Below are 13,282 nucleotides of genomic sequence, written 5' to 3' on the forward strand. Positions count from 1 at the left end.
CAGCCTTCTCGGCAGGTCGCCGTCGCCGCTGGCGGGCTCGCGTGCTGGCGGGCTCAGCCGAACGCGCGGACGGCCTTCTCCAGCTTCGCCTCTTCCGCGGAGCGGAGCAGGCCCACGGCCACCACGGTGAGGCGCTCCGGCCGGAACAGCGCGCGCGCGGCGTCGCGCACGTCCTCGACCGTGACGCGGGCGAGCTCCTCGTGCCGCGCCTCCGGGGTGCGGGTGATGTCGGCGAGCGCGGCGAGCCCGTGGAAGCCGGCGGTCGCCTCGGCGTCGTCGAGCATCGCCTCCACCGACCAGAGGTGGCGGTCGCGCGCCTTGGCGAGCTCGTCCTCGCGCGGGCCGACCTCGGAGAGCTCGCGGAGCAGCGCGAAGATCTCCCGGACCACCACGGTCGCGCGGTCGTGCTGCACGCCCGCGGCGATGTCGACGACCCCGTCGTCCTCGTAGGCCTCGAACATCCCCGACACGTCGTAGCAGAGGCCGAGCCGGTCGCAGATCCGCTCGTAGAGCCGCGTCGACATGCCGTCGTCGAGGACGCGGAGCAGCATCTCCACGGCGGGCTCGCGCGGATCGCGCTCGCTCACGCCCCGGAACGCCACCCGCAGCTCGGTCTGGCTCGACTGGTTCTCGATGAAGCGGAACCTCGGCTTCTTCTGGCCGTTCGGCGGCGGCGAGGCCGGCACCAGCTCGCCGCGCGGCATGGCGCCGAAGTGCCGCTCGACGGCCCGCGCGCACGCGTCGGGATCGATCCGCCCCGCGAGGCAGAGCACCGCGTTCGCCGTCGTGTAGTGGCGGGCGTGGTGGGCGCGCAGCATCGGCTCGTCGAAGCGGTCGAGCGCGTCGATGCCGCCGGTGATGGTGAACCCGAGCGGGTGCCGCTCGTACATGAGGGCGCGCGCGTTGTTGTCCGCGTCGATGTCGCGCCCCTCGTCGTCGAGGTCCTCGAGGATCTCCTCGCGCACGATGCCGCGCTCGACCTCGATCGCGGTGAAGCGGGGCGAGGTGGCGACCTCGCCGAGCAGCGCGAGCACCGGCTCCAGGTTCGCCGGCGGCACCGAGATGCTCATCACGCCGTGGTCGACGTGGGTCGCCGCGTAGAGCGTCCCGCCGAGCCGCTCGAAGGCGAGCGCTTGCGCGTGCGCCGACGGCAGCGTCGGCGTCCCCCGGAACACCATGTGCTCCAGGAAATGGGAGATCCCGTTGGTCTGCGGCGTCTCGAACCTCGACCCGACGCGCAGGTAGAGCGAGGCGACCGCCCGGTGCACGTGCGGCTGCGGGACGAGGACGACCTTGAGGCCGTTCGAGAGGACGATGTCGCGCGCGTCACGCGGCGGGAGCGGCGTCATTCCCCCTCGTCCTCGATCGGGAGCGCCGGCTCGCCGGAGCCGTCGTCGGCCGGCTTGGACTCCTTGAGGAGGTTCTGGTCGTACTTCACCTCGCTGCCGATCGTCGACTTCAGCCGGCGGATGTACCCGACGAGCGCGTCGTTCTGCTTCGCGGCGCGCATCGCGGCGGTGTAGAACTCGCGATCCTTGTCCCACTGCTCCTGGCTCGCGGACGTCTTCTCCTTGAGCTGGATCACGGCGTAGCCGTTCTCGAGCGCCACGACGTCCTTGGGCAGGTCGCCCGGCTTGTCGAGCTGGAAGGCGATGCGCGCGGCCTCGGTGCTGTCCCTCGCGTCCGTGATCGGCGAGCCCGACACGTTGAACGGCAGGCTCGTCTCGACCGTGGGCCGGTTCGGGTGGTTCGCCATCGTGTAGGGCGGCCGCGCCTCGCCAGGCTCGGCCTGGCCGCCTTCCTTCGCCGCCTCGTCCTTGCTCCCGTCCTGCTTCGCGGCGGCGGGCTGCTCGCCCGCCTTCGCCCCGGCGCCGGCCTTGTCCTTCGCGGGCGCGAGCTGGGCCAGGTGCGCGGCGAGCGCGTCGTCCAGCGACTTCCCGCCCGCGGCGGCGGCGAGCACCTGCTTCGCGGCCTCGGCCGCGAGCCGCTCCGACTCGTGGGCCGTGTAGAGGTCGCGCGCCGTCTCCAGCCGGCCGATCTTCTCGGCGTCGGCGTCCTTCGCGATCTGCTCGAGCTTGATCACGTGGAAGCCGTCCTCGGTCTCGACGATGTCCGACACCTCGCCCGCCTTCATCGCGAAGAGCTTGTCCTCGACGGGCTTGCTGAGCCGGCCCTTGGTCACGCAGCCGAGCTCGCCGCCGCGCGCCGCGCTCGGATCGTCGCTCGCGCCGCGCGCCACGTCGGCGAAGCTCTCGCCCTTCTTGAGGCGCTGCACCGCCGCCTCGATCCGCGCCTTCGCGGCCGCCTTGCCCGCCTCCGGCCCCTGCTCGGCCTCCGCGGGCTTCACCTCGACCATCAGGTCCCGCGCGACGCGGCACTCGGGCAGATATTGCGCCTTGCGCCCCTCCCACGCCTTGTCGAGCTCTTCCTTGTTGGCGTCCGCCCAGGCCTGGACCGCCTTCTCCGACGTGTCGACGACGAGGTCGCCGTAGAAGCGCCGGTCGAAGCGCACGTAGCTGAGCGTCCGCGTCGACTTCTCGCGCGAGAACTGCTCGAACGCCTCGTTCTCGCCGACCCGGACGCGCGCGCGGATGAGATCGCGCATCCGCGCGGCGACGAGCTCCTTCCGCTGGTAGTCGCGGAAATCGGTCGGGCTCATCTTCGTGATCGCCCGGATCTGCTTCTCGTACTGCTTGCTGTCGAACTTCTTGGTCTGGCGGTTGCGGACGTCCAGGTAGCGAATGAGGTCTTCCCGGAGATTGAGGGCATAACCGACCTGACGGATCTTGTCGGCCGGCAGCGAGACACGCACCCTGCCGGCCACGAGCTCGGACGTCAGCTCGTCGTCCGAAACGGTGATCCCGAGGCGCTTCGCGTCCTCGTTGAGCAGCCACCGCTCGTAGAGCCCCTCCGCCGTGAGCCGCCGGTAGCCCATCGCCCGGAGGCGGTTTTCGTCGACGCTGCGCATCGCGAGCAGGTTCCTCGAGGCGTTGAACTCGACCGAGGAGATGCAGCTGCCTCGGACCTCGACGGCGCAGGTGCTCGCGGTCGACTGCACGGGGCCCGTGTTCGGGCGGAACTGGACGATGAAGACGACGGCGATCGCGATGACGATGGCGGCGCCGAAGATTTGGCTCAGTCTGTTCACGAAGGGCTCGCTCCCGGGGCGTGCGCCGCTCGCTCCTCGAGCGGCCTCCCGCCTTGGCCAGGCGCGGCATAGCACGACGTCGACGGCGTGTCTTTGACGGCGGTCGAGAGCGGGGCTAGGGGCTCAGGCCATGGCAAGCTCGAAGTCACACCTCCCTGATTGCGGCCTCTACCTGACGACAAAGCCGCTCCCCGGAAACGAAGACAAGGTGCCTGCCGGCATCCTCGTCTCCTTCCACAACCACTCGGACAACGGTCTGCCGACGGTCACGACGCCCGATCACAACGTGCACAACCGCTGGCACTTCCACGGCCCCGCGGTCCCGTTCCGCGGAACGACGTGGGCGGACACGCTGCAGCGCCTCCCCGCCGAGGGGTTCTACACGCTGCGCAAGGAGCTCTCGTTCGACGGCGGCAGCTGGCCGAAGGGCACGCTGGTGCAGCTCGGTTACACGCAGGCGGGCATGCCTATCCTCTTCATCGCCCGCGTGCGCTCGCGGCTCCAGGAGAACGACCTCTTCTTCTCCGACAAGGGCGTGGGCATCAAGCGCGACCAGCTGTCCCTGCTCGAGCCCGTCTCCGTCTTCGAGGAGCCGAGCGACGGATCCGGCCACAAGCCCGACCACGCCGACGCTCACTGAGCGAGCCCGCCCTCACGTCCACGCTGAATATCAGCCTCCGCCGACTTTTCTGTCCTCGGGCACGGCGTGTGCTTGTAATTTTCTTCTGTGATTCGACGCAGAACCCTCACCCCCCCGTCGCTCCAGATTCCCCCTGAGCTCCTGGCCAACCGCCGCAGGAGCGCCCGCCGCGAGCTGAGCGAGCGGGTCCGCCTCGAGACCGGCGATCGCGCCGTCTCCGGCTGGACGCTCAACGCGAGCGTCGGCGGGCTCCGGGTGGTGATAGAAAATTCACTCGACCCCGGTACGGAGCTAACGGTCTGGCTGGACGGCAGGTCCCCGCGCCCCGGCCGGATCATGTGGGTGCAGGACGAGCCGGACGGCTCCATCGTCGGGGTGTGCTTCCTGGATGGCCCCGACGGCGCCGAGGGCGGCGGCGTGCTGGACGCCGGGGCGTCGCGGTCGTCACGGTCGCGCTCGTGAGCGGCACGAACGCGCCGGCGCGCCAAAGCGCCACACCCTGGTGAACGCTGTCAGCTTGACGAGGCACCCGCAATTTTGCGATGGATGTTCCTGCTGACAGCTGGGGGTAGCCGGAAACCAGCGGAAGATGCCGACACCCGCGGAGATAAAGAGGGCCTTGCTCCAGGCCGGATTCGAGGTTTACCGCACCCGGGGCGACGCCGTGCAGGTCGCGGAGCGGGTGCGGGAGAACCTGCTCATGGACTCGGGCATCGTCGTGGGCGCCGAGCCGCTGCGGGTCGGGCTCGTCGTGCGCGCCCAGCGCAACGATTTCCCGGGCGCGACGGACGAGCAGCTCTTCGAGCGGGCGCGCGGCATGGCCGAGCCCGCCGTGGCGCGCGGCTACACCGAGGGCGAGGCCGCCCTCCGGCACGTCCGCGACCCCGGCGACGCCGAGCGGACGCTCGACACCTGGTGCGAGGTCCAGTTCGAGAAGCCCGTGGCGTCGCTCGAGCTCGCCGTCAGCGAGGTGGGGTTCGCCCTCTCGCTGGAGAAGACTGCCCTGCCGCGGTAAGCGGTAGACGATGCCCTTCGACCGAGCCGCGAGCCTGCTCGGGCCCTCCGGGCCGTTCGCGCGCGGGCTCCCCGGGTACGAGGACCGGGAGGGGCAGCTCGCGATGGCGAGCGCCGTGGAGCGGGCGATCGCCGAGGACCGCGTCCTCCTCTGCGAGGCCGGCACCGGGACCGGCAAGACGCTCGCCTACCTCGTCCCCGCGATCCTGAGCGGCCGCAAGGTCGTGGTCTCGACCGCGACGAAGGCGCTCGAGGACCAGATCTACACGAAGGACCTGCCGCTCGTCGCCGAGCACCTCCGGCTGGATCCGCGCGCGGCGCTGGTGAAGGGGCTCGGCAACTACCTCTGCCTGCGCCGCTTCAACGAGCTCCGCCACAGCCCCGGCGCGGGCGCCGGGGCGGCGGGGCGCTCGCTGCCGCTCATCGAGGCGTGGGCGCAGGAGACCGAGATGGGCGACGTCGCCGAGCTCGCGTACCTCGCCGAGGGGGATCCGGTCTGGCGGGAGGTGGCGTCGTCCAGCGAGACGCGGCTGGGCGCGTCGTGCGACTACTACGAGGACTGCTTCGTCACGCGGATGAAGCGCGACAGCGAGGCGGCGCGCCTCCTCATCGTCAACCACCACCTCTTCTTCGCGGACCTCGCGCTGAAGATCGCCGGGGCGCGCCGCGGCTTCGGCGGCGCGGGCGCGCTCCCGCCGTACGATGCGGTCATCTTCGACGAGGCGCACCAGCTCGAGGACATCGCGACGAGCTTCTTCGGCGTCCGGGTCTCGCGGGCGCGGGTCGACTCGATGCTGCGCGACGCGGACCGCGCCTTCATCGCGTCGGGCCTCGCCGACCGCATCCTCGGCCGGGGCGAGGGGACGGCGATCACGGCCGTCGTGCGCGAGTCCGCGGACGCCCTCTTCGATCGGCTCGCGGCGCTCGGCGGCCCCGCGGCGGGCGGCGGGGATCGCGGCGACGCCCGCGTGCCGCTCCCCCGGGACGCCTGGTCCGGCGAGCTGCTCGAGGCCTACCACCGGCTCGACAACCACCTCGAGGCGCTCGCCGGGTACGCGAGCGCGAACGCGATCGCCGAGGCGGTGCAGCTCGTCGGCAACCGCGCGGCCCAGCTGCGGGAGGACGCCGCGCGGATCGTCGACCCCGCGACGAACCAGGTCACGTGGGTCGAGGTGCGCGGCCGCGGCGTCTCGTTCGGCGCGTCGCCGGTCGATCTCGGGAACATGCTGCGCGAGCACGTCTTCGAGCGGATCGGCGCCGTCGTGCTGACGAGCGCCACGCTCACGACGGGCGGCTCCGGCGGGTCGGGGTTCCGCTTCCTCCGCTCGCGGATGGGGCTCGACGAGGACGTGCCCGTGCCGATCGACGAGCTCACGGTCCCGTCGCCCTTCGACTACCCGAACGCCGCGCTGCTCTACACGCCGCGCGATCTGCCCGAGGCGACCGACGCGGCGTTCGTCGAGCGCGCGGCCGATCGCATGGCCGAGCTCATCGGCATCACGGGCGGCGGCGCGTTCGTCCTCTGCACCTCGATCCGCGCGATGAACGCGCTCGCCGCCGCGCTCCGCGTCCGGCTCGCGCGCGCCTCGGCCGAGGCCCGGGCGGGCGGGGGCGCGCCGCGGCAGCAGGCGCCGCTGCTCGTGCAGGGGGACGCGCCCAAGGGCACGCTGCTCCGCCGCTTCCGCGCCGAGCGGCACGCCGTGCTGGTCGCGACGATGAGCTTCTGGGAGGGCGTGGACGTCCCTGGCGAGGCGCTGCGCCTCGTGATCATCGAGAAGCTCCCGTTCGCGGTGCCGACCGATCCCGTCGTCGCGGCCCGGTGCGCGGCGATCGAGCAGAGCGGCGGCAACCCGTTCATCGCCTACAGCGTCCCGCAGGCCGCGATCACCTTGAAGCAGGGGTTCGGCCGGCTGATCCGCACGCGGACCGACCGCGGCATCGTCGCGATTTTGGATCGGCGGGTCCGCACGCGCGGCTACGGCCGCGTGCTGCTCGACAGCTTGCCCGACGCGCGCCGGACCGAGCGCATCGAGGACGTGCGCGCGTTCTGGGCCGCCGCGGCGGCAGGCGCGGGGGCGGAGCGCGCGGGAGCGGAGGAGCGCCGGCGGGGCGAGGCGCCCTGACGCGCGCCGCGGGGCGCGCGATCCCGGGAGGCGCGCGAGGCGGGGCGAGCGCGCGCCCGGTCGATCGTCAGGGGTACGACGTCTTCCCGTAGATGCACCAGGCGCCGCCCTTCTTCAGCCCGATGGCCTGGCGGAGCTTGAAGTCCTTCTTGAACCTGGGGTCGCCGTACGAGGCGCGCGAGGAGGGCACCGTCGGGCCCTTGCAGTCGGTCCCGGAGGCGATGATCAGGAAGTAGCGCGGGTTCTTGGCGAAGAGCGCGTCGGTGTAGCCGGTCCCCACCTTGTTCGTGTACCCGCCCGGGAGGCGCGAGACCTCGGGGCTGAGCAGCCCCAGCATGTCGACCACGGGGAAGCCCGTGCGGTAACCGACGTAGCCGATGTCGGCGATCGCGATGGGGCCGGGCTCCGCGTTCTGGACGAGCCAGTCGGCCGTGCGACCGGCCGCGTCGTCCCAGAAGCCCTTGTCGTTGACGAGGATGTTCCGCTGGGCCCGCACCAGCTCTCCGGTGCGGGTCGCGAGCGTGATCGCCCCGAACGCGGCGATCGCGAGCGACGCTGCCCGCTCGCGGCGCGCGGCGATCGCGCGGACGGCGTGGTCGGCGAGCAGGAACGCGAACGGCTCCGCCGGGGCCAGGAACCGGAAGTACGGCATCCAGTCGCCGCCCACGAAGACGACGTACACGCCGAAGAGCAGCGCGATCGACGCGATCGCGAGGCCGCTCCGCCGCCGGTGGACGAGGGACGAGGCGACCGAGAAGAGCCCGAGCCAGAGGAAGGCGCCGGCGTGCTGCGCGTACTTGCGGACGTAGTCGCTGCCGCCCTGGAGCTGCTGCGAGAAGTTGCCGGTCTTCGCGGCGAGCGTGTTCGGGAGCCACGCGCCGTAGTAGCTGTGCCGCCAGAGCAGGTGCGCGGCGACGGGGAGCGCGAACGTGGCCAGGCGGAGCACGTTCCGCCGCGTGAACGCCTGCTCCGCGTGCCAGATGACGAGCAGCCCGAGGAACAGCGGCGCCTCCGGTCGGGTGAGCGCGGCGAGCGCGAACACCGCGCCGGACCAGGGGAAGGCGCGCGCCCCCCGAGGCGCGTCGCCCGAGGCGGCGGCGTCCTCTTCGCGGAAGAAGAGCTCGGTCCCGGCGAGCGTGAGCAGGAGGAAGAGCGGCGTCTCCAGCCCGAACACCGCGTAGCCGGAGAAGAGGATGCTCGTCGCGAGGAACCACGTCGCGAGGCAGGGGACGTTCGAGAACGGGCGCAGCCGCCGCGAGAGGAGGTAGGTGGGGACGAGCGCGAGCGCGGCGCAGGCGGCGCCGAGCACCTTCGACGCCGCCTCGGGCGTCGCGCCGAGCTTCACCGCCGCGGCAAGGAGCACCGTCCAGAGGAAGTTCGTGTAGCCCTCGACGCGCTCGCCCACGTTGTAGACGAGCCCATTTCCGTTCGCGAGGTTCTCCGCGTACCGGAACGAGATGTACGCGTCGTCGATCGTGAAGCTCGAGACGCGCACCGCCGCCACGAGCGTGACCAGCATCGGCACGGCCAGCCCGAGCGCGATGTGCAGCCAGTGGGGGAGGGGAGCGCCGGCGAGCCACGCCCGCAGATCGCGCGCCGGCGGCGTCGGGTACTCCTCTTCCGGTTCCAGCGCCTCCTCGTCTTCCGTCGCCTCGTCGCCTCCCGCCGCTTCGTCCGTATCCACCGCGCTCCTGGGCTCGTCGCTCATCGGGCGCGGACGATACCGCGATTGTCACACCCGCAACCTCGGGCTGCGTAAAACAGCACGGAATGGTGTGCGAACACCCCGACGCAGTGCGAACGAAATTGCGCACTCCGGGCGTCGGATTACGCTGTCGAGGTAGCCAGGCGATGGCTTCCCGCGCTGGGAAGGAAGGAGTCGAGTGATGAGCGAGCTCGTTGCGCACCTGCCCGTGGTCTGTCTCGTCATTGCCCTTGCGGCGCTCGCCGCCGCCGCCGCCGTGGGCCTCGCGCGCAGGGCCTCGGCCTCCGGCGCCCCCGCCCGCGCGCTCTCCGTGAGGGAGCGGGCCATCGTGGCTGCCTGCGCCGACGCGCTCTTTCCCGCCGGCGGTCCGATCCCGCTCTCCGGCACCGAGGCGGGGCTGGTGGAGTACATGGAGCGCTACGTCGCGCGCACGCCGCGGCCGCTGCGGCCGTACATGCGGCTGCTCCTCCTCTTCGTCGAGCTCTCGCCCTGCGTCTTCGGGCCGCGCCGCGCCCGCTTCACGCGCCTCCCGCAGGCCGATCGCATCGCGGTGCTCGCCTCGATGTCGCAGAGCTGCATCTACCTCCGGCGGGTCACGTTCCTCTCGCTCCGGACGATGCTCTCGATGGGCTACCTCGCGAACGAGAAGGTCGCCCGCGCGATCGGCGTCGCCTGCTGTCCCACGCCGTTCGAGCGGCGCGCGGCCGCGCGCGCTCCGGGAGAGCCGGTCGCCGTGGAGCCGCCGTCGCTCGCGCCGGGGGTGACGGCGTGAAGCTCCCCGGCCTGGAGGAGCCGCCGCGCTCCGCGCACCCCGATCGCGGCGACCGGCGCTCGCTCCCGCTCTCCACGCTCCGCTCGAGGGCCGAGGTGGAGCCGCTCCCGCCCGCCGAGCCGCGCCCGCAGGTGAAGGTGTTCGCCGACTACGACGGCGAGGTGAGGGCCTCGTGCGAGGTGCTCGTCGTCGGCTCGGGGCCGGGCGGGGCGGTCGTCGCGAAGGAGCTCGCCGAGGCGGGGCGCGACGTGATCCTCGTGGAGGAGGGCCCGCCGTTCGGGGTGGAGGATTTCCGGCAGGAGGCGGGCGAGTCGCTGGCGCGCACGCTGCGCGAGGGCGGGATGCGCGCCGCCCGCGGGCGCATGCTCATCCCGACCATGCAGGCCATCGCGCTCGGCGGCGGCTCGGTCGTCAACTCGGCGATCTGCGCGCGCTCGCCCGCCTGGGTGTTCGACAAGTGGTCGGCGCGGACGGGCACCGAGGCGATCACCCTGGAAGCGCTGCTGCCCCACTACCAGCGCGTCGAGCGCCTGCTCGGCGTCGCGCCCACGCCGATCGAGGTGCAGGGCGAGCGCAACCTGCGCTTCAAGCGCGGCTGCGACGCGCTGGGGCTGTCGAGCGAGCCGACCCACCGCAACGTCCGCGGCTGCCGCGGCTCGGGCGAGTGCTTCACCGGGTGCCGCAACCGCGCCAAGATGTCGACCGACGTCTCGTACGTCCCGGCCGCCATCCGGGCGGGCGCGCGCGTGTTCACCAGCGTGCGCGCCGAGCACCTGCTCGTGTCGGGCCGGCGGGCCGCCGGGATGCGCGGCCGCACGATCGAGCCGTTCACGTGGCGCGAGGGCGCGCCCGTCGAGATCCGGGCGAAGCTCGTCGTGCTCGCCGCGGGCTGCATGGCCACGCCGCTGATCCTGCTCCGCAGCGGCGCCGCGAACTCCAGCGGCTACGTGGGCAACGAGCTGCAGCTCCACCCGGGGCTCGCCATCATGGCGGTGTTCCCCGATCCGATCGACCCGTGGGAGGGCGCGACCCAGGGGTATCACTCGCTCCACTTCCTCGAGCAGGGCATCAAGCTAGAGGTCCTCTGGTCGCCCCCCGCCGTGCTCGCCGCGCGGTTCCCCGGCTTCGGGCACGACTACCAGCGCCATCTCCGGACCTACAACCGGATGGCCCCCTTCGACGTGATCATCGCCGCCGAGCAGTCGCGCGGGACCGTCCGTCCAAAGCGGGGCAGCTGGGATCCCGACGTGCGGTTCGACTACGCGCCGCGCGACGTCGAGAAGATCCAGCGCGGTCTCGGCATCCTGTCCGACATCTGCTGGGCGGCGGGCGCCGCGTCGATCCTGCCCGGGCTGCACGGCGTCCCCGACGAGCTGACGTCGCCGGAAGACGCAGAGATCCTGAAGAGCAAGCGGCTCGACGGGCGCGACACGATCACCGCGGCGAACCACGCGTTCGGCACGGCGCGCATGTCGCGGAGGCCGCGGGACGGGGTCGTCGACGAGGAGGGGCGCTGCCACGATCTCGGCAACGTTTACGTCGCCGACACGAGCGTCTTTCCTGGAAGTCCCGCCGTGAACCCGATGCTTACGTGCATGGCGCTGGCCGATCGCATCGCGTGCGGCATCATCGAGCGCTGGTGATGCGCGCGGCGGCGTGTCACCACAGGAGCCAGCGATCCGGGGCGTCGCATCCGTCGCGCAGAACGACATGTCAGGGACGGCATGTGAGGGGGGCCTTGCACCCGAGAAGGAGGCAACTCCCGAGTTGATGAGAGGCCCCCGCGAGCTACAAGTTTAACGGCACGTTTCATATCGCACGGGGCCGAGCCGTCCGTCCGCCGAGCTGGGAGGGAAGCTTTGGGACCGAACGCAGTTTCAGCTGCAATTCCGCGCGGACAGGCGCGCTCGCCGCATCGAGGCCACAGCCACCACGGCCGGGTGCTCCTCGTCGAGGACGAGCCCGATCAGGCGGCCATCCTCGAGGCGGTGCTGCGCCACGAGGGGCTCGACGTGGTCGTCGCATCGAGCGGCGAGCAGGCGCTCGAGATCCACCAGCGGACGCCGGCTGACGTGCTCGTCACGGACCTCAACCTGCCCGGGATGACGGGGGTCGATCTCATGCGCCGGCTCTCCCCGGGTCAGCTCGACGGCCCCGAGCCGAAGGCGCCGCCGCCGCACGTGGTGATGGTCACCGGCGCCGCGTCGATCTCGAGCGCCGTCGACGCCCTCAAGCTGGGAGCGGCCGACTACCTCCAGAAGCCGCTCGATCCTGCGCGCCTCGTGCTGCTCGTGCGCGAGCTGCTCTGGTCGCCGCCGACCGAGTTCGACGACGACGATTCCCTCCACGGGCAGCTCGTGTTCGAGGGGATGATCGGCGGCTCGCCGCGGATGCGGGAGGTCTTCACCCGCATCGAGCGCGTCGCCGCGACGATGGCGCCCGTGCTGATCGTCGGCGAGAGCGGCACGGGCAAGGAGCTCGTCGCGCGCGCCATCCACAACCGGAGCCGCCGCCGCGGCGGTCCGTTCGTCCCGGTGCACACCGGCGCGATCCCGCGCGAGCTCATCGGCAGCGAGCTCTTCGGCCACGAGAAGGGCTCGTTCACCGGCGCGTTCGCGGCCGCGGAGGGCAAGTTCGAGGCGGCCGCCGGCGGCACCGTCTTCCTCGACGAGGTGGGCACGATGGACGCTGCCGTGCAGGTCAGCCTGCTCCGCGTGCTCGAGACGTACCGGTTCACCCGGGTCGGCGGCCGCAAGGAGATCGAGGCCGACGTCCGCGTCGTCGCGGCGACGAACAAGGACCTGCTCGACCTCGTCGACGACTGCGTCTTCCGCGAGGACCTGTACTACCGGCTCAACGTCTTCACGGTGACGCTGCCCCCGCTGCGCGAGCGCAGGGAGGACATCCTGCCCATCGCCGAGCGCTTCTTGCTCAAGTTCGCCAAGCGCTACGGCACCCCGGCACGCCGCCTCTCGGACGCCGCCGTCGAGCGGCTGGCGGAGCACGACTGGCCGGGCAACGTCCGCGAGCTGCGCAACGTCATCGAGCAGACCGCGCTCTTCGCCTCGAACGAGCTGGTCTCGGCGAACGACGTCCAGCTCGGCCAGGGCAGGATCGAGCGGCGGTCTTCCCGGCGCTCGTACGACAGCCTCCCGGCGGCGAAGGCTGCGGCGCCGGTCGCCCACCCCGAGCCGGCCGAGCCGCTGTCGGTGCCGATCGTCCACGCGTCGGACATGGCGGTCCCCTCCGACCCGGCGCCGTCGCACACCGTCGTCGCGCCGCCTGCGCCGCCTTCCGTGGGCCCAGCGTCGCTCGCGCGAAGGCCGCCGGGGGAGGCGGGCGCGCACGAGGTCGAGCCGGCGCGGGACGCCGGCGAGGCGGCGGAGCACCCGCTCGTGCTGCGCCTCCCCGTGGGCACGCGCCTGGCGGACGCCGAGCGCAAGCTCATCCTCCTGACCCTCGAGGCCGTGCGCGGCAACAAGCAGCGCGCGGCCCGCGTGCTCGGGATCAGCCGACGCGGTCTCTACTCGAAGCTCCAGGCGTACGGGGAGCACGTCGGCAGCCACGAGGCCCAGGGGCAGAGCGAGAGCGTCGAGGCGCCGGATCCGGTCGACGATGTGCCGGTCGTGACCGACGAGCCCGGCCTCGAAGAGCTCGGCTCCGTGCGCGGCGACGCCTGAACGGCGAGCCCTCGTCCTGCCGCACGGCAGCACTCCAGCACCGCCGCACTCCAGCGCACCTCAGCGCCGCCCGGCCCGCCCGGGTTGTGAGCCCCAGCCCATCGAAGAGCGCCGCCGGAGGCGCCCCGCAGGCGGCCGGTTCCACCGGAGGAGCCGGCCTGGGAGCTCCTGCGATGCGCCCCGACAACGGTCCCAGCGGC

The 13,282-nt window shown here is 72.3% G+C and carries 10 protein-coding genes; 7 read left to right on the forward strand and 3 right to left on the reverse strand.

Translation table 11 applies throughout. The features are described 5' to 3' along the window. Positions 1-53: 53 nt before the first annotated feature. Positions 54-1,349 (reverse strand): M16 family metallopeptidase, encoded by a 1,296-nt coding sequence (locus WMF26_RS17910; protein ID WP_061622967.1) that lies wholly within the window; start codon positions 1,347-1,349, stop codon positions 54-56. After that, positions 1,346-3,148, reverse strand: coding sequence for a peptidylprolyl isomerase (locus WMF26_RS17915; protein WP_438001306.1), 1,803 nt, complete (start codon positions 3,146-3,148; stop codon positions 1,346-1,348). The genes WMF26_RS17910 and WMF26_RS17915 overlap by 4 nt, the downstream gene beginning before the upstream one ends. Before the next feature lie 130 nt (positions 3,149-3,278). Between WMF26_RS17915 and WMF26_RS17920 the strand changes: the two genes are divergently transcribed. The 4 genes from WMF26_RS17920 (at position 3,279) to WMF26_RS17935 (ending at position 6,925) form a co-directional block, all read left to right on the forward strand. Beyond that, positions 3,279-3,788 carry a hypothetical protein gene (locus WMF26_RS17920; RefSeq protein WP_061622969.1) on the forward strand — a complete coding sequence of 170 codons (510 nt, stop codon included), beginning with the start codon at positions 3,279-3,281 and terminating at the stop codon, positions 3,786-3,788. 87 nt (positions 3,789-3,875) lie between these two features. Beyond that, positions 3,876-4,250, forward strand: coding sequence for a PilZ domain-containing protein (locus WMF26_RS17925; protein WP_438001307.1), 375 nt, complete (start codon positions 3,876-3,878; stop codon positions 4,248-4,250). A gap of 157 nt (positions 4,251-4,407) precedes the next feature. Beyond that, positions 4,408-4,803, forward strand: coding sequence for a hypothetical protein (locus WMF26_RS17930; RefSeq protein ID WP_438001308.1), 396 nt, complete (start codon positions 4,408-4,410; stop codon positions 4,801-4,803). Between the two features lie 10 nt (positions 4,804-4,813). Next, positions 4,814-6,925 carry an ATP-dependent DNA helicase gene (locus WMF26_RS17935; protein ID WP_438001309.1) on the forward strand — a complete coding sequence of 704 codons (2,112 nt, stop codon included), beginning with the start codon at positions 4,814-4,816 and terminating at the stop codon, positions 6,923-6,925. 67 nt (positions 6,926-6,992) lie between these two features. Here the strand turns inward: WMF26_RS17935 and WMF26_RS17940 are convergent, their stop codons facing one another. After that, a complete protein-coding gene (locus WMF26_RS17940) occupies positions 6,993-8,633 on the reverse strand; it encodes a hypothetical protein (protein ID WP_438001310.1) in 1,641 nt (546 codons plus the stop codon). Between the two features lie 178 nt (positions 8,634-8,811). Here WMF26_RS17940 and WMF26_RS17945 point away from each other — a divergent pair, with 178 nt between their 5' ends. The 3 genes from WMF26_RS17945 (at position 8,812) to WMF26_RS17955 (ending at position 13,082) form a co-directional block, all read left to right on the forward strand. Then, complete coding sequence (locus tag WMF26_RS17945) at positions 8,812-9,402, forward strand: gluconate 2-dehydrogenase subunit 3 family protein (RefSeq protein ID WP_438001311.1); 591 nt, start codon at positions 8,812-8,814, stop codon at positions 9,400-9,402. Beyond that, positions 9,399-11,045 (forward strand): GMC family oxidoreductase N-terminal domain-containing protein, encoded by a 1,647-nt coding sequence (locus WMF26_RS17950; protein WP_438001312.1) that lies wholly within the window; start codon positions 9,399-9,401, stop codon positions 11,043-11,045. The genes WMF26_RS17945 and WMF26_RS17950 overlap by 4 nt, the downstream gene beginning before the upstream one ends. A 297-nt stretch (positions 11,046-11,342) precedes the next feature. Then, positions 11,343-13,082: a sigma-54-dependent transcriptional regulator gene (locus WMF26_RS17955; RefSeq protein ID WP_437338229.1), complete on the forward strand. Its 1,740-nt coding sequence runs from the start codon at positions 11,343-11,345 to the stop codon at positions 13,080-13,082. The last annotated feature ends 200 nt before the right edge of the window (positions 13,083-13,282 follow it).

The organism is Sorangium sp. So ce185, assembly GCF_051526825.1.
Taxonomy (GTDB): Bacteria; Myxococcota_A; Polyangia; order Polyangiales; family Polyangiaceae; genus Sorangium; species Sorangium cellulosum_D.